Here is a 23,707-nt window from a genome sequence, read left to right on the forward strand (position 1 = left end):
TTGTTTTGCTAGTTTTTCTAATTCTCTTTTATTTAAATCTTTAGCATTACTTGTAAAAACACAACCAAAGAAAAGTAAGCTTACAAAGAGTAGAGTGAGAGTTTTCATTATGTATCCTTAAAAGATTTATACTTGTATTCTAGCATAAATCTTTTATAGTAATGGAGGTTTTATAGTGTATTGCTTTATTGTGGAAGTTTTTCTTTATGGGATTTTTAATACAACTTTATATTGTTTGAGTAGTAATGTATCCTAGCTATGAAATTTTGTATTGTCTCTCTTTAGTATCTTCAAATTCATTAGGATTAAGCTCTGTCTATTATAAAAAATATTGAAAATATTTTAAAGCATTTTATACTTATAATACAAGTTTTTTAAAAAACAATGTATAAAATATTTTTAATGAAATAAAGAAACTAAAGAAGACAAAAAATTGATATAATACGGCTTGTTAATAAATAAAAAAAGTTAATGTAAAAGTTATTAATTTTTGGAATAAATATTTAAAAACTATCCACTTTATTTCACCGATAAAGATATCTGTGTCAATAAATGAAAATTCTTAAATCTAGCAGTGCAATTAAAATATTTAAGTTTAAGATTAACAAAAGGACACAATTACACTAAAAGTATATTTTTCTCTTTCTGTGGTGTAATTGTAAATTTTTACTGACAAATATGCTATAGTTAAGATTTTAAAAAAAGGAGTTTTATGACTTGCTTGTATCCTGGAACTTTTGATCCCATTACAAATGGGCATCTTGATGTTATACAAAGAGCTTTAAAACTCTTTGATAAAGTTGTTATAGCCATAGCGAAAAGTGAGCACAAAAAGCCTTTTTTTGCACTTGATATAAGAAAGGAATTTGTAAATTTAGCTACTAAAGATTTAAAAAATATCGAAATTATTGCTTTTGATAGTCTGCTTGTTGGACTCGCAAAAGAACTCAATATCAATACCATCATTCGAGGACTTCGAGCTGTAAGCGATTTCGAATACGAACTTCAAATCGGTTATGCGAATAATACTCTTTGGGAGGAAATTGAAACCGTATATCTTATGCCGAGTTTGAAAAATGCTTTTATTTCAAGCTCTATTGTACGTTCCATTGCTTCACACGGTGGAGATGTAAGCTCTCTTGTTCCAAAAGAAATCCTACCTTTTTTAAAGGAACTTTCTTGTATATAGCTATTGAAGGTGTTGATTGTGTCGGAAAAAGTACGCAAATTGCACTCTTAAAACAAGTTTTGAAAAATGCTATATTCACAATAGAACCCGGTGGTACAACCTTAGGTAAATATTTAAGAGAACTTTTACTTCATAAGCATTATGCACTCGGTAGAAGAACGGAATTTCTACTTTTTCTAGCTGACCGTGCTCAACATTATGAAGAGATACTAAGTATTCATACGGATAAACTCATTATCAGCGACAGAAGTTTCATTTCAGGTATGGCTTATGCAAGAAAAATCGAAACGGATAGTTTGAATGTCCTTTTTGAATTGAACGCCTTTGCTTTGAATAATTTTTTTCCTCAGAAAGTCATTTTTTTGCAAGGCGATGAAGCTTTAATCTCAAGCAGATTACTCCAAAAAAAACAAGACAAGATAGAAAAAAATGGGAGTCAATATTTTTTAGAAGTACAAGATGAGATTGTAAAAATTTTGCATTTTTTGGAAGAAAAAATTAATTTAAAATATATCAAACTCGATGCAGCACAGCCCAAAGAGAATTTACATCAACAGATAAAGGATTTCATTAATGATTAATGCCTTAAAAGGAATGAAAGATATAAAAGATTCACAAGCTTTACATTATGAAAGAATTATTAAAACCTGTGAAGAAGTTGCTAAAAATTACGGTTTTTGTTTTATCAACACACCTCATTTAGAATTGTGCAAACTTTTTAAAAGAAGTGTTGGTGAAAGCTCCGATATTGTAGCCAAAGAGATGTATGAATTTAACGATAAAGGTGGTAATGAAGTTTGCTTAAGACCTGAAGGTACAGCCGGGATTGTACGTGCCTATATAGAACATAAATTTGACAAAACGCAGCTTACTAAACGTTGGTTTTATCACGGTTCTATGTTTCGCTATGAAAAACCTCAAAAAGGACGTTTACGAGAATTCCATCAATTTGGAGTTGAAAGTTTTGGAATTTCAAGCGTGTATGAAGATGCAAGTTTAATTTTGATGCTTGTTGATATTTTTTCTAAACTTCAAGTTACATATAAGCTCTTAATTAATTCATTAGGTTGTACAAATTGTTTGAACGTCTTTAAGCAAAATTTTCTAGACTTTTTAGCAACAAAAGAGGGGTTTTGTCAAGACTGTAAAAGACGAAAAGAAATAAATCCTATACGCATTTTAGATTGTAAGAATGAACAGTGTCAAAACTTACTTAACGATGCGCCTTTTATCAGTGAGCATTTGTGCAAAAACTGTCAAATGGATTTTGACACTCTGCAACAGTGTCTTAGAGACAGTTCCATAGAATTTGAAGTCGATTTAAAACTTGTACGTGGGCTTGATTATTATTCTAAAACTGCTTTTGAATTTATAAGCGATCAAATAGGTGCAAAATCAGCTATTGCCGGTGGTGGTCGCTATGATAAACTTTTAGAATATCTTGGAGGTAAAGGTGGCTATGGTGTTGGATTTGCTTTGGGTGTTGAACGTATTATAGATATTTTAGAACAACAAGAGCAAAAAGACAAACGTAGTGGAATGTATCTTTGTGCCTTAGATGAACCTTATATTCAAAAACTTTTTACAATAGCCCAACTTTTAAGAAAAAAGAATAAAGTAGTACTTTCTTATGAGGCAAAAAAACTTGGCAAACATTTAGAACTAGCTGATAAAGGAGGTTTTCAATTTTGCATTTGCATAGGTGAAAATGAAGCGAAAAACGATACTTTATTTTGTAGAGATTTAGAAAACAAAACTGAAAAAATTATTGCAATATCTAACTTGGAGAAATCTTTATGAAAAACTACGGTATAGAGCTTTGGGGAGATGGAAATTTTATTATAAAAAATGGGAAGGTTTGTATCAATCACGAAAAAAAACCTGCTATCATCGATATGGTAAAAACATTGAGAGACGATGGGTATAGAGGGCCTCTACTTCTTCGTTTTCCTCATCTCATACAAAAACAAATTCAAACTATTTATAGAAATTTTAACAAAGCGCGAAAGGAATTTGACTACAAAGGAAAATTTAACGCTGTATATCCTTTAAAAGTGAATCAATATCCGGGTTTTGTTAAAAATCTTGTTCGTTTGGGTAAAAGTTACAACTATGGTCTTGAAGCAGGTTCTAAAGCTGAACTTTTGCTTGCTATGGCATACAATAACGAAGAAGCGCCTATTACAGTGAATGGCTTTAAAGACAGAGAGCTTATTAATATAGGATTTATTGCTGCTGAAATGGGGCATAATATCACGCTAACCATAGAAGGATTAAATGAACTTAAAGCTATCATTGATATTGCAAAGGAACGTTTTAAACCAAAGCCACACATTGGTCTAAGAGTTCGTCTGCATTCTGCTGGTATTGGAATTTGGGCAAAAAGTGGGGGTATACATTCTAAATTTGGACTTACTTCAACTGAACTTATAGAGGCTGTTAATTTACTGAAAGAAAATAAGCTTTTAGAGCAATTTACTATGATACATTTTCATCTTGGTTCGCAAATTACAGAGATCCATCCACTAAAAAAAGCTCTTAATGAAGTTGGAAATATTTACACTGAACTTCGAAAAATGGGAGCAAAAAATCTTAAAGCCATCAATTTAGGCGGCGGTTTAGCAGTTGAGTATTCTGGTTTAAAAAATGAAAAAAGTCGTAATTATACTTTAAGAGAATATGCCAATGACGTAGTTTTTATACTAAAAAATATTGCTGAACAAAAAAAGGAATTAGAACCTGATATTTTTATAGAAAGTGGTCGTTTTATCGCTGCAAATCACGCTGTTTTGATTGCTCCTGTTTTAGAACTCTTCTCACAGGAATACACAGAAAACAAACTTGAACTCAAACAAGATAATCCTAAACTCATCGATGAACTTTATGATTTATATAAAAGCATAAAACCTTCTAATGCTTTAGAGTATTTGCACGACAGCACAGATCATCTTGAAAGCATACTCACACTTTTTGATTTGGGTTATGTAGATTTAACGGACAGATCAAATGCTGAAATTCTTACCCATTTAATCATAAAAAAAGCTATTTCATTATTAGGAGAAGAACAAAATCCCGCTGATTTACTTGCTATTCAAGATGAAGTACAAGAAAGGTATCTAGTTAATTTTTCACTCTTTCAAAGTATGCCCGATTTTTGGGGTTTAAAGCAAAATTTCCCTATTATGCCGCTAGACAGACTTGAAAAAGAACCGACTAGAAGTGCGAGTATTTGGGATATTACCTGCGATAGCGATGGGGAAATCTCATATTCTAAAGGCAATCCTTTGTTTTTACACGATGTAGATGTAGAAAAAGAAAATTATTTTTTGGCTTTTTTTCTTGTTGGGGCATATCAAGAAGTTCTTGGTATGAGGCATAATCTTTTTACCCATCCAACAGAATGCACAATCAGCATCGATGAAAAAGGTTATGAAATAGAAAGCATTAATGAAGCACAATCAATTTTAGACACACTTGAAGATTTAGATTATGATATACGAGCAATTATGGATATTTTAAATGAAAGAATTTCAAATTCTAGCAGAGTTGATGAAAAACAAAAAAAACACATTTTAGGAGAGCTGTATCTTTTTCTCAATGACAACGGTTATCTTAAAAGTATAGGAGTATAAATTGGGGTTTTGGGGTATCATAAGAGAAGATTTTTTACAACCTAAAATTCAAGATCCAGCCTTTAACTCCTATGTAGAGCTTTTTTTTAATTATCCGGGAGTTTGGGCTGTAATCAATTATCGTTTTGCTCATTTTCTTTATATAAGAAATTTCAAACGTATGGCAAGAATGATTAGCGGAATTTCACAATGCATTACAGGTGTTGATTTGCACCCTCAAGCAGTACTTGGCAGACGTGTTTTTATTGATCACGCCAACGGTGTAGTCATAGGGCAAACTGCTGTGATAGAAGATGATGTGCTTATCTATCAAGGTGTAACACTAGGAGGCACAAGTCTCGAAAAAGGTATAAAACGACATCCTACAATCAAAAAAGGAGTTATTATAGGCTCCGGGGCAAAAATACTCGGCAATATTACAATAGGAGAAAATGCAAAAATAGGGTCAAATGCCGTAGTTGTTAAAGACGTGGCTCCTCATTTAACCGTTGTTGGAATTCCTGCCCATATAGCAAAAACTCAAAAACAAGAAAAAAGCAGAGCTATAGATGGACTTTGCGAAGATAAGCTTACTCAACTTGAAAAACGCATTTTAGAGCTTGAAAACTTAATCAAAAAATAATTCTTATCTTTAACGCAAAAAAATTAAAATTCAAGCTTTCAAAATCAATGCTTTACAAATTTAATCATTTAATGTATTCGTTCAAGTAAAGGCGTTTTCAATTCTTAAGAATTTTGTAAAATGTAGTCAATTAAGCTAAAAGATTTTGAGTATAGAGTAAGCACTTTTTAAAATTGCATATCAAAATTAATGATATAATTTCCATAGAAATTACAATTGTCTCAATTTAACTTCCTATTTACAGCAGTTGAAGATAATTGTCGCAGAGATTCTCAAGTAGTGTATTTATAATTTAATAAATAATTTGAATCTTATATTTTTCTAACATTTATATATGCTCTTATATCAAGAGTTTAATAATTGATAAACTTTAATTTATTTGGATTTTTTGCTCTAAAACTAAATTAGCATAATAACGCAACTCTATTCTGTTTGTATATCATCGCAACTTATATCAAAAAATATAAGGTAAAATATATTTTCACTTGTAAATCAATGCATATTTTCTCTTTTCTTACACTATTTATCAAGTTATTCAATTTCTACATAATAATTTAATTAATATAATTTTTATATTTAAAAAATATTAATATTAGTTTATTTTTAAAAATTAACTGAAAATAATTTAAGAGAAGATAATACCTCTTTTGTTCTAAACTTCAAAGGAGTTCTTGTTTAAAGAATTTTTTCGTTATAATGTAGAAAAATTGAAGGAGAAAAGATGTTAAGCAAAAGATGTCAAGTTTTAGAAGAATCTCTTACTTTAGCCATTACTGCTCTAGCAAATGACTTAAAGGCTAAAGGTGAAAAGGTTATAAGTTTTTCTGCTGGTGAGCCTGATTTTGATACTCCAATTACTATCAAAAAAGCAGCGATAAAAGCCATAGAACAAGGTTGTGGAAAATACACTGCTGTTGCAGGTAATCAAGAAATTCTTAAAGCTATACAAACTAAATTTCAAAGAGATAACAACTTGACCTATGAACTTAATGAAATTATTACAAATGTGGGAGCGAAACATTCGTTATTTGAATGCATAGAATGCCTTGTTGAAAAAGATGATGAAGTTATCATTCCTAGTCCATATTGGGTCAGCTATCCGGAAATGGTTAAATTTGCAGGTGGAAAACCTGTTTTCATTGAAACAAAAGAGGAAAATGGTTTTAAAATTACAACTTCACAACTTCAAAAAGCTATTACAGAAAAAACAAAAGTATTCATACTCAATTCACCTTCAAATCCTGTAGGTTCAATGTACACAAAAGAAGAATTGCTTTCACTTGCAAAAGTTCTTGAGGGTACAGATATTATAGTTTTGAGTGATGAAATGTATGAAAAACTTCGTTACGACAGGGTAGAATTCTATGCTTTTGCAAGTATAAGTGAAGATGCACTACAAAGGACTGTAAGCATTAATGGACTTAGTAAATGCGGGGCTATGCCGGGTTGGCGTTTTGGCTATATGGCAAGTAAAAATAAAAGCTTAATTTCAGCCGTAAAGAGATTGCAAGGGCAAAGCACTTCAAACATTTGCTCTATCACACAATACGCTGCTATCCCTGCTTTAACGGGACAGTGCGATGAAGAGATTGAAGCTATGCGCGCGGCTTTTGAAAAAAGGCGTAATTTAGCACTTGAAATGATTTCTCAAATAAAAAATATCAATGTTTATAAGCCACAAGGTGCTTTTTACCTTTTTATTAATATTAAAAATATAGAAAAAGACTCAATGCTTTTTTGTAAAAAATTGCTTGAAACTCAAAAAGTTGCTATTGTACCCGGCGTAGGCTTCGGAATGGATGGATATTTTAGGCTGTCATATGCGACAAGCACAGAAAATATAAAAACTGGACTAGAAAGAATAGCCCAGTTTGTACAAACATATAAAAACTAAGACTGATAGAGAATAAATCCTAAAATCTAGGCTTTATTCTACTTCCGCATCAATCACATCATCATCTTTTTTCTTTTTCTCATTAGAATTTGAAGCATCATCTTTTTTATACATATTTTCTGCAAGTTTATGAGAAACCTCACTTAAAGCTTTCATCTTGTTTTCAATCTCTTCTTTGACTGCATTTTCATTCTTCAATGTTTCCCTAAGCTCATCTAAAGCTTTTTGGATATTTGCTTTATCAAGCTCTGCAACTTTATCACCAAGTTCATTTAAAGATTTTTCAACTTGATGTGCTAAAGTGTCAGCCACATTTCTTGCATCTACAGCTTCTTTACGTTTTCTATCTTCCTCTTTATGAAGCTCAGCATCTTTAACCATATTATTAATCTCTTCCTCGCTTAAGCCACTTGAACCTGTGATTTTAATTTCTTGCGCCTTTCCCGTAGCTTTATCTTTTGCAGAAACGGTAAGAATACCATTTGCATCTATATCAAAGCTTACTTCAATCTGAGGCATACCTCTTGGTGCAGGTGGAATTCCTTCAAGATTAAAATTTCCTAAAGATTTATTATCACGACTAAATTCTCTCTCACCTTGTAAAACATTGATAGTAACAGCATTTTGATTGTCTTCAGCAGTAGAGAAAGTTTGTTCTTTCTTTGTTGGTATAGTTGTACCTTTTTCTATAATTTTTGTCATAACACCACCTAAAGTTTCAATACCAAGACTCAAAGGTGTTACATCAAGTAAAAGTACATCTTTTACATCGCCTTTAATGACAGCACCTTGGATTGCAGCACCAATAGCCACAACTTCATCTGGATTTACAGATTTGTTTAATTCTTTCCCAAAAGCTTTCTTTACCTCTTCTTGTACTAAAGGAACACGAGTTGAACCTCCAACCATAACAATTTCTTTGATTTCATCTTTTTTTAATCCTGCCTCATCAACAACCTCATTTATCTTTGCAATAGTTTCGCTCACTAAAGTCTCTATCATTGTTTCAAATTTAGCACGTGTAAGAGTTTTCGTTAAATGTTTTGGACCGCTTGCATCGGCTGTAATAAAAGGTAAGTTAATATTTGTTTCATTAGCCGAGCTTAATTCTTTTTTTGCATTTTCAGCTGCTTCTTTCAATCTTTGCAAAGCCATCACATCATTTTTTAAGTCAATACCTGTTTCAGTTTTAAATTCATTCGCTAAAAAGTCTATAAGCTTATTATCAAAGTCATCACCACCAAGAAAAGCGTTTCCACCTGTTGCCAAAACTTCTACAACATTATCTCCTGTTTCAAGCACAGTAACATCAAAAGTTCCTCCTCCTAAATCATACACTACTATTTTTTCACTCTCTTTTTTATCAAGCCCATAAGCAAGAGCAGCAGAAGTCGGTTCATTAATGATACGCAGCACATTAAGTCCTGCTATTGTCCCAGCCTCTTTAGTAGCCTTTCTTTGAGCATCGTTAAAATATGCAGGGACAGTGATAACAGCATCAATAACACTCTCTCCTAAAAAAGCTTCAGCGTCTTCTTTTAATTTCATTAAAACCTTAGCTGAAATTTCCTGTGGAGTATAAATTTTACCTGAAATTTCAATCGCACACGCACCATTTCTTTCTGTAATATGATAAGGAAGTCTATTTTTAGCTTCTTTAGCTGCATCCTCATTTATCATAAGACCCATAATTCTTTTAATAGAATAAATAGTTTTTTCAGGATTAGTTACCGCTTGTCTTTTTGCACTATCACCAACTAAAACCTCACCCTTATCAGTAAAAGCGACTACCGAAGGAGTAGTATTCTTTCCTTCTTTATTTGGAATCACCTTACTTTCACCACGTTCATACACAGAAACACACGAATTTGTTGTTCCTAAATCTATACCTATAACTTTACTCATTATTTTTCCTTTCTTAATTTATTTTGCCACACTGACTTTTGTCGGTCGTATTACTCGGTCTGTAATTTTATACCCTTTTTGAAGTACTTGAACTACTTCCCCGCTTTGATGTGTATCGCTTTCTATATGAAACAAAGCTTCGTGCAAATTCGGATCAAAATCTTTCTCTTCGTCAATAGTTTGTACTCCGTGTTTCTCAAGTTTTTTTAGAAAAAGCTCTAAAGTATTTTGCACTCCCTCTTTGATTTTTATACTTACTTCATCATCAGCTTGAGTACTTAAAGCAGCTTCTAAAGCATCTACAACATCAAGTAAATCTTTAGCGAAAGCTTCATTAGCATAAGCCATAGCTGAAAGTTTTTCCTTTTCCATTCTTTTTTTGATATTTTCAAATTCAGCATTTGCTCTCATATATTTGTCTTTAAGTTCCTCAAATTCTTTTTGTAAATTTACTTCTTGTTCAATATTTTCCTGTTCTGTTTCATTTGAAATTTCGATATTTTCATTTGTTTTTTCGCTCACTCTGCCTCCTTTTTTATAACATTATCAAGCTTTTATGACTAGCTTTTCGATAAACAACTTTTGATTATCGTTAAATATTATACAACATTGAGTGTTATTTTGTCAAGTATAAAATAAAAAAAATTACTTAATTTTTTTTAGTCTATATGACTAAAGTTAAATTAGTGTTCTAATAGAAAGATAATAAAAAATATCTATCAATAAACACTTTTTTTTCCGCATATTATTTTCATTTCGCACTTTAAGTATTCAACTAAAATCAATTTAATAAAATGTCCAATAGTATGTAAAAACACACTTAACGAATATTTTAAGTCAGATTTGGAAATATTACAAGAGTTAGTAAAAGAATAGATAAAAAAAGAATTTTGCAATTTTCTTTAAAAACAGACAAGGGAATTTAATATTAATTAAACCCGAAACTGCTCATTGACAATTTAATATAAACGATTTTATATATAAAATATAGAAAAATTACAATTTGTTTTCAAAAATTTGCAAAGCTTTTTCATAATCCTCTTTTGTATCAATTCCTATACTTTGTGTATAAAGTTGAAGCATTTTAATTTTCTTACCATTTTGTAAGGCTCTTAATTGTTCAAGTTTTTCACACTTTTCAAGACTTGAAGACTTTAAACTACAAAATTCCTTCAAGGCTCCAACTGTATAAGCATAAATTCCCAAATGCCCCTTGAAATTATCCTTATACTCCTCTCTTTCATATGGAATTTTTGCCCTTGAAAAATACAAAGCAAAATCATCATTATCACATACAACCTTTACAAGATTACTTTCTTGTGCCGCCTCTTTACTAATGTTTTTATAGCAACTTGTCATAAAAGCTTCTTCTGGCAAATACGACTGTGAAAATTCCTTAAATTTTTGTAAATTTTCAAGCTCGATAAAAGGTTCATCAGCCTGAATATTAATAATAAGTTCATCATCTTGCAAACAAAGTTTTTCGCACACTTCCTGTATCCTATCTGTCCCGCTTTCGTGCTTTGTACTTGTTAAAATTGCTTTAAAACCATACTTTCGACTAAGTTCAAAAACAAATTCATCATCAACACCTATACACACTTCATCAACCGCTAAAGCTTTTTTAGCAGTTGCTATAAACATTGGTACTCCACCTATATTACAAAGTATTTTTTGAAAGAATCGGGATGAATGTAATCTTGCTGGTATAATTATCATTGCTGTATCCATTTAAGAATTTCAACTTCAAGCTGTTGGGCTTGGAAAACTTCAGTTGTATTCTGTTCATAAGCAAAGAGTTGCAAAATATCCTCCTTAATATGAAGTTTAAATTCTTTAGCAAGTATTTGCAAATCAGTTTTTTCATCTACACATTCTCTACCAAAGAGAGCCTTAACCATACTTGGAGTAAATTTACTCCACTCAGCCGTTGATGTGATTATGCTTGGTTTTGTTCTATCTAAAAGCTTAAAACACGTTGCAGTATGCGGATCAATTATCACCGTACTTGTTTTTATAAAATTCATCGTTTCATCATCAGTACAAAAATCCGCCTCAAAATCTTCTTGCAATTTTCTTACTTCTTCTGAAGTAAGAACAAAACACTTTTGATTTTGCAATACATTCATCAACTCATTTGTACGCACATCGCCAAATTTTGCAAAAAGTAAACGTTCGATATTTGATGAAATAAGTATATCCATCGCTGGGGAAATAGTTTTTTGAAGTTTTCGTCCTCGCAAATCATACACACCCGTTTTAAAAAAATCAGTCAAAATATTATTCGCATTTGAAGCAATTTTTATTTTTGAAATCATCGCTCCCATAGTTTTAGCATAATAAGCCGCTAAAGCATTTCCAAAATTTCCACTGGGTATAATAATTTCACATTTTTGTTTCAATTCTTTCCATACTGCCACACTAGCATAATAATGATAAATAATTTGAAATAAAATGCGTCCAAAATTCACCGAATTCGCCGCACACAGTTCATAACCTAAATCTTGAAGAGTGTTTTTAAAATCTTTCTTTGCAAGAAACATTTTTAGTGCTCTTTGCGCCTCATCAAAATCCCCATTAAGCGCAAAAATTTTTAAATTTTTCTTTGCTAATGCTTTCATTTGCAGTTCTTGTATATGACTTGTACCTCCTTGCGGATACAAACAAACAACTTTAATATTATGTGAATGTTGGAAACTTTTTAATGTAGCCGGACCTGTATCCCCGCTTGTAGCACAAACAATAAGAAGTTTTTTTCCCAAGCTTAATTCACTTAAAAGAACTCCAAAAGGTTGCAAAGCCATATCTTTAAAAGCTCTTGTTGGACCATGATACAATTCATTGATAAAAACTTTCTCATCAATTTTTCTCAAAAAGAGAGGTGAATCTGAAAAATCAAATTGTTCATAACTTTTTAAAGCCTTTTCAAAAAGCTCTTCATATCCAAATTCAAAACTTTTTATCAGTTCTAAGGCAAATTCTTTATAAGACAAGTTTGCATAGTTTTGCCATTGAAACTGAGGTAAAGTTAAAGGCGAATAAAGTCCTCCTTGTGGTGCGTTTGGATTAATCAAAGCTTCTTTAAAGCTCGCTGTATTTTGGCTATTTCTTGTTTCAACAAGCACCATTAAAACTCCTTATATAATGTTGTAATTTTTCTTTTAATCTTTCACTAAGCTCTATATTAAGCTCTATAATTTGACATTTTAAACCAAAATCTTTTATTTTTACATAATCTTTAAAAGTCAGCATTAAGGTATCGCAGTGATGTTTTTTTAACAAAGCCTGAAGTTCTTCTTTGTTAAACTGATAATGATCTGTAAAAAAATAACAAGCTCTTGCTTTAATAAAATGCTCAAAAAGTCTGAAAGGTTTTGCAATAGCTGTAACCAAAACAGCTTTAGTATTCTCTTTTACAAAAGAATAACGATAAAAGTCCTTTCCCTCTAAAGCGATATAATTAGCTTTTTTCTCATACCATTTTGGCAAACGATACGCACCGCTGGGTAAAGGAAAATAAAAAAAAGGCTTTATGCTGTTTTGAAGTAAAATATCAAATTTTTTGATATGAAATTTTGAAAAACCATCATCAAGCACAACAAGTTTTGCTCCAAGCTCAAAAGCTTTTGCGATACCTTTCACTCTATCTTCACTTACTATTACACCATAGACTGACTTTTCATAAGCATACTCCATTGCTTCATCACCGCTTTGTTCTACATCACAGAGTATAGAATCTCCATTTTTAACAAGAATCAAACCCTTACTTTTTCTTTTATACCCTCTAAGCACAACAAAAACTCCTTCAAACTCTTTCGCTATAGCTTTACAAAACGGAGTTTTTCCATTGCCACCAAAACTTAAATTTCCAACACTTATAATAGGTCTTTGAAAATCTACCTTTTTACGGAATTTTGTATTAATAATAGCAATAATAACATACAAAAAACTTACAGGCAAAAGTAAAAAAATTACAATTTTTTGAAAAAAATTTGGCTGAAAAAAATACAAATCAAGCCAAGTTTGAAAAATTCTTTTTTCACTCATTTAATCAAACTCTGCAATTTCTGGCATTTGTCTTTTAAAAGCATTTTTTTCTATTCTCTCTTTTAAAAAAGCAAGAAGTTTTACATCACATTGAGCAAGTTTAAGCTCATCATTACTCTCTAAAGCTTGCAAACCTTCATCAAGCACAGCATAGGAAAATCCCAAATCTTTTTCATCGCTTTGTCCTTCCCATAAATCAGCACTTGGTGCTTTATTAAGAAACACTTTATCAAGCTTTAAAAAATGCGCAAGCTTAAAAACTTCGCTCTTATAAAGACTACCAAGTGGATTAAAACCATAAGCCAAATCTCCATAAATTGTTCCATAACCTAAGAGCAATTCACTTTTGTTTGAAGTGCCAACCACAAGGGCTTTGTACAAGGCTGAATAATCATACAACAAACTCATACGAATGCGAGCTGCATAGTTTCCAATACGAACCTTGTCTATATTTTCACTCTGCTTTACAAACTCATTTAAAATATCTTGTATAGAAATAATTTTATGTTTCATCTTTAAATCAAAACAAAGTTTCAAGGCATCATTTAAATTCTCTTCATTTGAAGTTGAACTTGGCATTAAAAGAGCGACAACATTTTCATTTAAAGCTTTTTTACAAAGAGTAGCAACAAGCGCTGAATCAATACCACCACTAAGCCCTAGAACCACATTTTTTAAAGAGGATTTTTGCAAACTTGTTTTAATAAAATCGCAAAGTTTGAGAGTGATTTTTTCACAATCCATAATATCACCTTTTTAGAATATGATACAATTATAATAAACTTAAGAAAATTAAATCTAAAAAAAGTACAATTTTTGCTAGTTTAATATAAATTGTAGTTTTATTATAAAATTTTTCAAAGGTATAAGAATGCAAATTATAAAACAAGCTTGTGGAGAGTATGAAACAAACTGCTATATCATACAAACTAACAAAGGTGAATTTATCATTGATCCAGGTGTTGATGCTTTACATTTTGTAAAAAAACACGTCAAAAAACCTCTAGCCATACTAAATACTCACGGACATTTTGATCATATATGGGACAATGCTAAGCTTAAAAATGAATTTAACATAGCACTTTATATCCATAAAAATGATGAATTTATGCTTACAGATCCTTTTAACAAAGGTTTTATACACAGCAAGGCTGATTTTTTGGTAGAAAGTGAAGATGAGATTGAAATTTGTGGAATAAATTTTAAATTTCATTTTTTTCCGGGTCATACACCCGGCTGTTGTATGATAGAACTTGTTGGTGAAAATATAATGTTTAGTGGAGATTTTTTATTTAAAAGAAGCATAGGAAGATGGGATTTTCCTTATTCTAATGCAGACTTAATGAAGAAAAGTCTTGAAAAAATAAGCCTCTATAAACAAAACTACCGACTCTATCCCGGACACGGAGAAGAAACAAACTTAAAAGAAGAGCAAATTCATTTGCCTTCCTGGCTACAATACCTTAAAGGTCAAATTTGAATTTTGATCAATTGTTATTATATTTTTTCTTGTTTTTAAATATTTTTTCATTAATAGGTTTGAAATTTCGAAAGAAAACAACAAAAAGCTTTACCAAGCTGTGTCCTTGCAAAAAAATGGCTGAAAATGGAAGTTTAAGCACAATTTGTATGTACGCTGCTATGGGCGGATTTTTATACAGTGCGACTTCATTAAGCCTTATAGGTTTTCAAAATCTAAGCCTCAATTGCATCTTTGTGCTTTCACTTTTGTGTGCTTTTATAGGCTGGAAGCTTAAAGAATAGATTTAACTATTTAAAAGTTGTACCCCCATCAACGATGAAAGTATGTCCTGTTACCCAGCTTGCTTTGTTTGAACAGAGAAAAAGACACGCCCCGGCCAAATCTTGCGGTTGTCCCATACGATTTAGCGGGCTCAAATCTATGGTTGCATTCTTTACTTCTTCATAATTTGTAAAAGCACGTAAAGCATCTGTTTCTATAGGACCACCACTCACAACATTGACACGAATATTCTTTTCTCCAAGTTCAGTAGCTGCATATCTTGCCATAGCTTCCACAGCCGCTTTAGCTGTTGCGTGTCCTGCATAATTGCCTATATACACCAAATTTCCTGTTGATGAAATAGAGATAATACTTCCTCCTCCTCTTTTTTCCATTCGTTTTGCAGCTTCTTGCGCTCCAACTACAAAAGCATTAACTGTCGCAGTAAAGATATTATTAATCCCTTTTGTCTTTAACTTCATAAATTTGGTATAACCGCCAACTACAGCACGACCTGAAATAATAGCATTAGAAATAAAATAATCAACGCCGTCAAAATCTTCATCAATTTTTTCAAAGAGTTCTTTATAATTTTCTGGTTCCAAGATATTGAATTCATAAGCTTTTGCGTGAATTTTATAGGTATTTTCCAAATCCTTTACTATTTCATCTGCAAGCTGGGCATTTGAATTATAAGTAAAAGCTATATGAGCTCCAACCTTAGCAAACTCATATACTATGGCTTTTCCTATACCTCTTGTACCACCACTAATCACTAAGGTTTTTCCTTGAAATTCGTTCATTAAAATCCTTTTATTGTATAATTTTTAATTATTTTTTCAATTTTAGCAAAATTCTCTTTATCTGGAGGACAAAGCGGGAGTCTAAACTCTAAATTTTCTAAAAGTCCTGCTATATGCATAGCTGTTTTTATAGGGATTGGATTGCTTTGACAAAAAAGAATTGTATTCAAAGCGTAAAGCTCATTATTAATTTTTCTTGATTTTTCAAAATTCCCTTGTAAAGCTTGATGAGTAAGCTTACTAATAGAATCAGGTAATAAATTTGAACTGACAGAAATAACTCCTTTACCGCCATTTGCAAGTATAGGATAATTAATCGCATCATCACCGCTGATTACAACAAGCTTGGATTCGTGTGCAAGCAAATCAACACATTTTTCTATATTACCGCTAGCCTCTTTGACTCCATAAATATTTTCACACTCCCTAAAAAGTCTTATGGCTGTTTCTGTGGCAATTTCACAGCCTGTTCTACTTGGAACATTGTATAAAAGTACAGGAATATCAACGCTTTTTGCTATGGCTTTATAATGTTCATATAAACCTTGTTGAGTTGGTTTATTATAATAAGGTGTTACACTTAAAATTCCATCAGCTCCGTTTTGTGCAGCAAAACGAGCAAGTCCAACAGCTTCGTGAGTTGCATTACTCCCAGCCCCTGCAAGAACTTTCACTTGCGTATTTTTACAAATTTGTACTGCTATTTCTATACAAGTACGATGTTCTTCGTGAGTAAGCGTTGCACTTTCACCGGTTGTACCAACAGGTACAACAACATCTATGCCATTATCAATTTGTCTTTGTATAAGCTTTGCATACATTTGCTCATCAAGCTTAGTATTTTTAAAAGGCGTTATTAAAGCTGTCATTGCTCCTAAAATTACATTTTTATCCATTTACATCCTTTCGCAAGATTACAGTAGTAGAGCTTTCTTTAATAAAATATTTTCTTGCACATTGTATTAAATCTTCTTTCTGCAAATCTTCTATATTTTTTTTATACTCTAAGAGCGGTTTTAAATCGCCTTTTGCTATATAAGAACCATAAATATTTGAAACCGAACTTGCTGTATCTAAAGAAAAAATAAAATCACTTTTCACAGTATTTTTTATTTTTTGCATTTCTTTTTGAGAGAATTTGCCTTTTTTTACATTTTCTATAATCTTATAAAGCTCTTTTTCAACCCGTTCAGCTTTTATTTTAGGATTGCAAGTACAAATAAAAAGAAATAAACTCTCATCTGTGCTTTCATTTGCAAAAGCATAAAAATCATTTACAAGTCCTAATTTGTCAATCAATATTATATTCATCAAAGAACTTTTTCCATTTGCTAAAAGCTCACTTAAAGCATTTAAAGCACTCATATCCCTGTGTTTAAAATTTGGAATTTTAAAAGCAATTCCCAAAAGTTCAGTTTCTGTTTTTTTAAAGAGTTCTATTCTCTTAGCTCCTTGTTGCTGTGGTTCTTGAGTATATATTTTTGGTATAATTCTTGTGTTTTTGATATTCTCAAAATGTTTCTTCGCACTTGAAAAAACATCCTGTGTTTGAATGTCTCCGCTAACTATGATAAAAGCATTTTTTGGCTGGTAATATAAAGAATGGAATTCTTTAATATCCTTAAGAGTCCAATTTTCAATATCTTTAAAAAAACCTATGGGTGTCCAGTGGTAAGGATGATAAATAAAGGCGTGATTAAAAAGTCTAAAGTACAAATATCCTAAAGGATTATTATCAGTTCTCCATCTTCTCTCTTCTAAAACCACATCACGTTCGGGTTGAAATTCTTCATCTTTTAAATTTAAATTTTCCATAAGTTCAGCAAAAAGCGACAAAGATTCATCTAAATGTTTTTTTGCACATTTAATGTAATAATGTGTATAGTCAAAACCTGTACTCGCATTATTAACACCACCAAAAGCCTTGACTCTTTCATCAAATTCTCCGGCTCGTAAATTCTTTGTACTTTTAAAATTTAAGTGTTCTAGCATATGAGCTATACCGCTTTTTCCCATAGTTTCATTTCTTGACCCAACTTTATAAAAAATATCAACACTGATAACATCGCTTGCCTTATTCACATTAAAAGCATACACTTCAAGTTTATTTTTTAAAACCATTTTTTCAAAAGCTATCATTGAATATTGACTCCTACAGCTTGGCTAAGATGAGAGCATTGATCTTTTTTCAACAAAGAAATCAAACCTTCATTAATATCATATACTAATTTTGGACCCTTATAAACAAGTGCTGTATAAATTTGAATTAAATTCGCCCCATCTTTAATGCGTTCATAAGCACTTTGGGCACTGTTTATACCACCACTTGCTATAAGCAAAGTTTTTCCAAAGAGTACCTTTGCAAGCTCTTTAAAAAATTGTTGATTTTTTGGAGCAATAAGCCGTCCGCTGATACCTCCAAAAGCGCGCTGATTTTTAAGCAAAGAATAATCTGTGCTTGTATTGGCAATAACAAAACCGCTTGCGCCTTTATTCATAGCATTTTCACATAAATCTAAAGCTTGTTCTATTTGCATATCAGGAGCAATTTTAATAAAAAGTGGTTTTTGAGTAATTTCCCGTGCTTTACTCAAAAAAGTACTTAAAAACTCATTGTCTTGCAACTCTCTTAGAGCTTGAGTGTTTGGAGAAGATATATTTATAGTAAAATAATCGCAAAAAAATTGGCATTGTTGCACTAAAGCAAGATACTCCTCTAAAGCCTTTTCATTTGCTGTGTCTTTATTTTTACCTATATTCGCACCTAAAGGCAGAACAAAAGGATATATTTTAGCCAATCTTGAGCTGATTTTTTCAACACCTTCATTGTTAAAACCCATAGCATTTTGCAAACTTTCTTCTTTTTCAAGTCTAAAAAGTCTTGGTTTTTCATTGCCTTTTTGCATTTTTAAAGTAAAAGTTCCAAACTCTAAAAAGCCAAAACCAAAAGCACTTAAAGGTCGCAACATTGTTGCATTTTTATCAAAACCACCGGCTAATCCAACAGGATTGTGAAAATCAAGTCCTAAGATATTCTGTTTTAAACTCTCATTCTCAACAACATAGCACCGCGCTAATACAGAAAAAAACCAAGGACAAAAAGCATTTAAAGCTCTCAAACTCCATTCACTTAAACAGTGTGCTGTTTCAGGTTGAAGTTTAAAAAGTAAAGGTTTTATTGCTTCATAATTCATCATTTTCCTTTTTTAAAAGTGTAACGAAATTAACTAAATACTGGCTTTGAATTTTCCTTGTTTTTTAACTTTTGATACAAAGTGCAACTTTGCAAAAGCTCATCATTACTTCCCAAAGCTAAGACTTTGCCATTTTGCATTACCGCGATACTATCAGCATTCTCTACTGTGCTCAATCTGTGTGCAACCACAAGAATAAGCTTGTCTTTTTTTATATTTTCTATAGTTGCTACTACAGCTTTTTCACTTTCATTATCGAGTGCGGAAGTAGCTTCATCAAAAATAAGTAAATCAGGTTCTTTATACAAAGCCCTAGCTATGGCTATTCTTTGCTTCTGCCCTCCGCTAAGATTTTTCCCTTGTTCAAAGAGTTCTGTATAAATTCCTCCTATTTTCAAAACAAAATCATAAGCATTAGCCAACTGTAACGCTTGGATAACTTTTTTCTCATTAAATTCTTCACTATATGCTACATTTGCTGCTACTGTATCCTTAAAAATATAAATATCTTGTGTAACTAAGGCTATTTTTGATCTTAAAGAATGAAGTGTAAAATCATTTATATCCTTACCATTAAAAAGAATTTCTCCTTTTTTCTTTTCAAAAAAATGCAAAATTAAAGCAATTACTGATGATTTTCCAGCTCCACTTACTCCAACTAGTGCCAAACTTTTTCCTTTAGCAAGCTCTATATCAAAGCCTTGCAAAACCTCATCTTTTTCATCATAAGCAAAATATACTTGCTTGAATTCAAGTTTATCTATATATTGGAGTTCTTTCACTCCGCCCACAATTTGAGGTTGCAAATCAAGAAGATAAAAAGTTCGCTCACTTGCTACTACTGCCGTTTGAAGTTTGCCATAAAGTGAAGTAATTCTCTTAATCGGATTGTATAAAGCAAAAAGAGCTGATATAAAAGAAAAGAATGCTCCGACGCTCATAGAACCTTTCATCACCTCATAACCGCCTATGATAATAGTTACTGCCACCCCTAAAGAGCCTGTCATCTCCATTAAAGGACTAATAAGCGCATCGACACGAGCACTTTTAAGATTTAGTTTGCAAATTTCATTATTATGAAATTCAAATTTCTTTCCTTCTTTTTTTTCAGTATTGTTTGCTTTTATAAGCTCAATATTGCTAAATATTTCGTTTAGAGAAGAAAGAAGATTAGAATTACTTTGTTGAATGTTTTTTGCATATTTTTTCAATTTCTTTGCAAACCATACTAAAGGTACAACAGCGCAAGGTAGAATAATCAAGGCAAAAAAAGCAAGTCTTGGATTTTGATAAACAACAACAGCCAAAAGCCCTATAGCAGTAAGAAACTCACGTAAAAAATCAGGAATAATACTTGAAACTATGCTTTGAAGAGCATTAATATCATTAGTACAACGACTAATGAGCTCACCACTTCTATTTTTTTTAAAAAAAACCATATCTAAGCGCAAAATATTGTCTAAAACTCTTGCGCGTAGAATTCTTAAAATATCAGTTCCTATAAATGCAATATAATAACTTTGTAAATACATTCCTGCATTTTTCAAAAAATACGCAAAAACCATAAAAAATGGTACAAAATACAATAAAGCTTCATTTTTTTCAATAAAAACTATATTCATAATAGGCTCAATGGCATAAAAACTTCCCGCTGTACCTATACTTGTTAGAAGCATACCAAAAAAAGCAAACAAAAAATATTTTAAATACTGCCTATAAAAAGGTTTAAAACGAATTAAAACCTCGCGTAACCTCATTTGTTTATCCATTCATTTTCTCCCAAACAGTACCATTTGCAGTATCTAAAAGCACAATCCCCTCAGCTTCTAAAGCAGCACGTATTGCATCAGCCTTACTAAAATCTTTTGCTTTTTTTGCTTGAGTTCTTTGTGCTATTTTGCTTTCAATCTCTTGTTTTTGTCTCTCATCAACGCCAAATTGAAAATAACTCTTCGTATCTTTGAGGCCAAAACCAAAAATCAAAGCAAGTTCTTGCAACGCTTTTCGTAAATCTTGTTTTAAAGCTTTATTGTGCTTTTCTAAATCAAGTCTTGCATTTGAATAAATAAGAAATTCATCTAAAGCCGCTAAAGCTTTAGAGATATTCAAGTCATCTCTTAAAAATTCATTTACTTGTCTTGCAATATCGCTACTACATTGATACACCCTACCCTTTTGCAAATCCTCAATAAAACCAAGTTCTAATCTTTTTTTTAATCTATAAAACTTATCAAGTCTTTTTTTGCACGAATATAAATCATCTAAAGCATAAGAAAAATGGCTTCTATAATGAGAGCTCAAAAGATACAAGCGAAGCACCTCTCCCATAAAAAGTTTTAAACCATCTTTAAGAAAAAAACTATTACCAAGACTTTTGCTCATTTTTTCTCCACCAATCTGTACAAAACCATTGTGCAACCAAATTTTTGCAAGCTCGCTATGAAAGGCGCAACGACATTGTGCAGCTTCATTTTCGTGGTGAGGAAAAAACAAGTCAATCCCTCCTGCGTGTATATCAAGCCCTTCTTTAAAGAGACTGTGAATCATAGCTACGCACTCAGTGTGCCAACCGGGTCGTCCCGTGCCAAAATCGCTTTGATAAAAATTTTCATCAAATTTCCACAGAACAAAATCACTCTCATTTCTTTTTGCCGTTTTTTTCTCAAGTCTAGAAAGATTCTCTTTTTCATCTCTTTTTGAAAGACTTAAATATTTCTTATCTTTACTTGTATCAAAATACATTCCATCCTCTAAAACATAAACAAAACCTTCTTTGTCAAGTTGAGTAATAAGCTCAAGCATCTCATTAATATAATGTGTTGCCCTCGGTTTGATATCAGGCTCTAAAACATTTAAAGCCCGCATATCCCTTTCATAACTGTCTATATATTCTTGAGTAAGTTCATCTAAATTTTTACCCGTTTCTTGCATTTTAGCAAGAATTTTATCATCTATATCAGTATAATTTTGTACAAATTGCACCTCAAAACCATTTAATAAAAAAAATCTATACAGCAAATCAAAACACACGCTACTGCGCGCGTGTCCTAAATGTGCATCATCATACACAGTCGGTCCGCAAAGATAAAAATTAATCTTTTTTGAATTCACTTGCTTTTTTTGTTTGCTTACGCTATCAAATAAATACACAAAAACACTCCTTAGAAAATACTACAAGAAAGAAATAACAAAATTCCTAATCAAAGGCTTTAATACAAAAAGTAAAAGAGTAAATACAACAAATACTATAAAAATTAAAGAACACGATTTTACAGATAAAAGAGTAAAGAAATTTCTAAAACCAAATTCCTTAAGAGTCGCAAAAAGTAAATAAAAAGCAGATAAAGAGCTTGAAAGTGCTATGGCTACAACCTTAAAATTTTCATCTTCAATTAAAAAAATCAAAACAAGAGAGCACAAAGTACTTAGAATTAATGCTTTAAAGGCAATAATTGCAGCCGTTTTTTGCTTGAATTTTGCATAAAGCCATAGTGAAAACAATTTTTGCAAACCAAAAGGCACAAGTCCTATCAAATAGGCAATAAGTACTGAAGCCGTTACAATTGTATCCTGATGGGTAAAATTCCCTCTTTCAAATAAAAGATATGAAATCTCAACAGCAAACAAAGAACCAATAATACTTGAACATAAAAGCAAAATAGTTAAAAAAACTAAAGCCTTTTGCATAAATTCAAGAGCTGTTTTTTCCTGCCCACTTTTAAGATGTTTTAAAATTTTTGGAAAACTTACTTGCGTTAAAGCAATGGCAAAAAGAGCTAAAGGGAGCTGGAAAACACGATTCGCATAATAAAGATATGAAATACTTCCGCTAAGTAAAAAACTTGCTATACTCGTATCAAGCAAAGAGCTTAATTGAGTTGCAGAAGAGCCGACAACTCCGTGAAAAAAATTGCCATAAAAATGATTGAGTTTTGTTTTAAAACGTCGAAATTTCACACTCAAAAACATAGCGCGTATGACAGGATTCTTTATTAACGCGATGCTGTGTAAAAAAAGTTGAGCTGCTCCGCTTAAAATAGTAGCATATGAAAAATAGTACAACGTTTGTTTTGGACTGTCCTTCTCTACAAAAAAAGCAGCAAGAACTATACTGATATTAAATAAGGCGGAAGAAAAAGAAGTAATAAAAAACTTCTGTCTGTAATTGAGTAAACAAGCCAAAAAAGTAACAATAAATATAAAAAACAAATACCAAAAATTCAAAGCCACTAAAGGTGCAGCAAGTGCTATAGTTTGGGTACTAAAACCAAGAGCGAAAATAGTAGTAAAAAAGCTTGAAAAAAAACTCACTAAAAGGCAAAGAAGAAAAACAATAATACCAAACTGACATAACACATTAATGCAAAAAGCCCCTTTTTTTCTTGCTTTAACAAAATTAGGTAAAAAACTCTGTCCAAAAGCACCCTCTGCAAAAATACGACGAAAAAAAGCAGGCATTTTCAAAGCAAGAAAAAAAATATCGCTGTATAAGCCTGCTCCTAAAAACAACGCAATTATTACATCTCTAGCCAAACCTAAAATACGAGAAAATAAAATACCAATAGCATTAATAATAAAATTTTTAAACACAACAGCTTTCATTAAAAATTCATCAATTTTCTTTAAAGTATAAAACAAGGTATTTTAACTAAAATTGATTAAAAATTGACTATAATT

Annotated in this window: 21 protein-coding genes; 8 read left to right on the top strand and 13 right to left on the bottom strand. The window is 31.5% G+C overall.

The features are described from left to right. Positions 1–712: 712 nt before the first annotated feature. The 6 genes from coaD (at position 713) to OQH62_RS06840 (ending at position 7,337) form a co-directional block, all read left to right on the top strand. Positions 713–1,189, top strand: a complete 477-nt coding sequence (gene coaD / locus OQH62_RS06815) for a pantetheine-phosphate adenylyltransferase (RefSeq protein ID WP_266015617.1) — start codon at positions 713–715, stop codon at positions 1,187–1,189. Next, positions 1,180–1,770, top strand: coding sequence for a dTMP kinase (tmk, locus tag OQH62_RS06820; RefSeq protein ID WP_266015619.1), 591 nt, complete (start codon positions 1,180–1,182; stop codon positions 1,768–1,770). Before coaD ends, tmk begins: the two co-directional genes overlap by 10 nt. Beyond that, a complete protein-coding gene (hisS, locus tag OQH62_RS06825; protein ID WP_266015621.1) occupies positions 1,763–2,989 on the top strand; it encodes a histidine--tRNA ligase in 1,227 nt (408 codons plus the stop codon). The genes tmk and hisS overlap by 8 nt, the downstream gene beginning before the upstream one ends. Continuing rightward, a complete protein-coding gene (gene speA, locus OQH62_RS06830; protein ID WP_266015623.1) occupies positions 2,986–4,821 on the top strand; it encodes a biosynthetic arginine decarboxylase in 1,836 nt (611 codons plus the stop codon). The genes hisS and speA overlap by 4 nt, the downstream gene beginning before the upstream one ends. Before the next feature lies 1 nt (position 4,822). Next, positions 4,823–5,443, top strand: coding sequence for a serine O-acetyltransferase (gene cysE, locus OQH62_RS06835; RefSeq protein ID WP_266015625.1), 621 nt, complete (start codon positions 4,823–4,825; stop codon positions 5,441–5,443). A 721-nt stretch (positions 5,444–6,164) separates the two neighbouring features. Continuing rightward, positions 6,165–7,337, top strand: coding sequence for a pyridoxal phosphate-dependent aminotransferase (locus OQH62_RS06840; protein ID WP_266015627.1), 1,173 nt, complete (start codon positions 6,165–6,167; stop codon positions 7,335–7,337). 33 nt (positions 7,338–7,370) lie between these two features. On the opposite strand, the gene dnaK is transcribed toward OQH62_RS06840, so the two are convergent. The 6 genes from dnaK to OQH62_RS06870 form a co-directional block, all read right to left on the bottom strand. Next, positions 7,371–9,242: a molecular chaperone DnaK gene (gene dnaK, locus OQH62_RS06845; protein ID WP_266015629.1), complete on the bottom strand. Its 1,872-nt coding sequence runs from the start codon at positions 9,240–9,242 to the stop codon at positions 7,371–7,373. An 18-nt stretch (positions 9,243–9,260) separates the two neighbouring features. After that, complete coding sequence (gene grpE / locus OQH62_RS06850; protein WP_266015631.1) at positions 9,261–9,764, bottom strand: nucleotide exchange factor GrpE; 504 nt, start codon at positions 9,762–9,764, stop codon at positions 9,261–9,263. Between the two features lie 474 nt (positions 9,765–10,238). Continuing rightward, positions 10,239–10,961: a 3-deoxy-manno-octulosonate cytidylyltransferase gene (kdsB, locus tag OQH62_RS06855; protein WP_266015633.1), complete on the bottom strand. Its 723-nt coding sequence runs from the start codon at positions 10,959–10,961 to the stop codon at positions 10,239–10,241. Beyond that, complete coding sequence (thrC, locus tag OQH62_RS06860) at positions 10,958–12,370, bottom strand: threonine synthase (RefSeq protein WP_266015635.1); 1,413 nt, start codon at positions 12,368–12,370, stop codon at positions 10,958–10,960. The genes kdsB and thrC overlap by 4 nt, the downstream gene beginning before the upstream one ends. Next, entirely contained in the window at positions 12,357–13,289 is a 933-nt protein-coding gene (locus OQH62_RS06865; protein ID WP_266015637.1) for a tetraacyldisaccharide 4'-kinase, read from the bottom strand. Before OQH62_RS06865 ends, thrC begins: the two co-directional genes overlap by 14 nt. Continuing rightward, positions 13,290–14,033, bottom strand: a complete 744-nt coding sequence (locus tag OQH62_RS06870) for an NAD+ synthase (protein WP_266015639.1) — start codon at positions 14,031–14,033, stop codon at positions 13,290–13,292. A gap of 127 nt (positions 14,034–14,160) precedes the next feature. Between OQH62_RS06870 and OQH62_RS06875 the strand changes: the two genes are divergently transcribed. Both OQH62_RS06875 and OQH62_RS06880 read left to right on the top strand, forming a co-directional pair. Continuing rightward, positions 14,161–14,769 carry an MBL fold metallo-hydrolase gene (locus tag OQH62_RS06875; RefSeq protein ID WP_266015641.1) on the top strand — a complete coding sequence of 203 codons (609 nt, stop codon included), beginning with the start codon at positions 14,161–14,163 and terminating at the stop codon, positions 14,767–14,769. Further along, the gene (locus OQH62_RS06880) at positions 14,766–15,053 is read left to right on the top strand and encodes a hypothetical protein (RefSeq protein ID WP_266015643.1); all 288 of its coding nucleotides are present in this window, start codon (positions 14,766–14,768) and stop codon (positions 15,051–15,053) included. Before OQH62_RS06875 ends, OQH62_RS06880 begins: the two co-directional genes overlap by 4 nt. Positions 15,054–15,059: 6 nt before the next feature. Here OQH62_RS06880 and OQH62_RS06885 read toward each other — a convergent pair whose 3' ends face one another. From OQH62_RS06885 to murJ, 7 genes are read right to left on the bottom strand one after another with little or no spacing between them, the layout of a single operon-like run. Beyond that, a complete protein-coding gene (locus OQH62_RS06885) occupies positions 15,060–15,836 on the bottom strand; it encodes an enoyl-ACP reductase (RefSeq protein ID WP_266015645.1) in 777 nt (258 codons plus the stop codon). After that, positions 15,836–16,732, bottom strand: coding sequence for a 4-hydroxy-tetrahydrodipicolinate synthase (dapA, locus tag OQH62_RS06890; RefSeq protein ID WP_266015646.1), 897 nt, complete (start codon positions 16,730–16,732; stop codon positions 15,836–15,838). The genes OQH62_RS06885 and dapA overlap by 1 nt, the downstream gene beginning before the upstream one ends. Then, a complete protein-coding gene (locus tag OQH62_RS06895) occupies positions 16,725–17,975 on the bottom strand; it encodes a M16 family metallopeptidase (RefSeq protein ID WP_266015648.1) in 1,251 nt (416 codons plus the stop codon). The genes dapA and OQH62_RS06895 overlap by 8 nt, the downstream gene beginning before the upstream one ends. Beyond that, a complete protein-coding gene (locus OQH62_RS06900) occupies positions 17,972–19,030 on the bottom strand; it encodes a quinone-dependent dihydroorotate dehydrogenase (RefSeq protein WP_266015650.1) in 1,059 nt (352 codons plus the stop codon). The genes OQH62_RS06895 and OQH62_RS06900 overlap by 4 nt, the downstream gene beginning before the upstream one ends. Positions 19,031–19,059: 29 nt before the next feature. Further along, positions 19,060–20,799 carry an ABC transporter ATP-binding protein gene (locus OQH62_RS06905; RefSeq protein ID WP_266015652.1) on the bottom strand — a complete coding sequence of 580 codons (1,740 nt, stop codon included), beginning with the start codon at positions 20,797–20,799 and terminating at the stop codon, positions 19,060–19,062. Next, positions 20,792–22,180: a cysteine--tRNA ligase gene (gene cysS, locus OQH62_RS06910; RefSeq protein ID WP_266015654.1), complete on the bottom strand. Its 1,389-nt coding sequence runs from the start codon at positions 22,178–22,180 to the stop codon at positions 20,792–20,794. Before cysS ends, OQH62_RS06905 begins: the two co-directional genes overlap by 8 nt. Before the next feature lie 21 nt (positions 22,181–22,201). Next, entirely contained in the window at positions 22,202–23,632 is a 1,431-nt protein-coding gene (murJ, locus tag OQH62_RS06915; RefSeq protein ID WP_266015656.1) for a murein biosynthesis integral membrane protein MurJ, read from the bottom strand. Between the last annotated feature and the right edge of the window lie 75 nt (positions 23,633–23,707).

Origin of the sequence: Campylobacter sp. MIT 21-1684 (genome assembly GCF_026241315.1) — a bacterium.
Classification (GTDB): Bacteria; Campylobacterota; Campylobacteria; order Campylobacterales; family Campylobacteraceae; genus Campylobacter_D.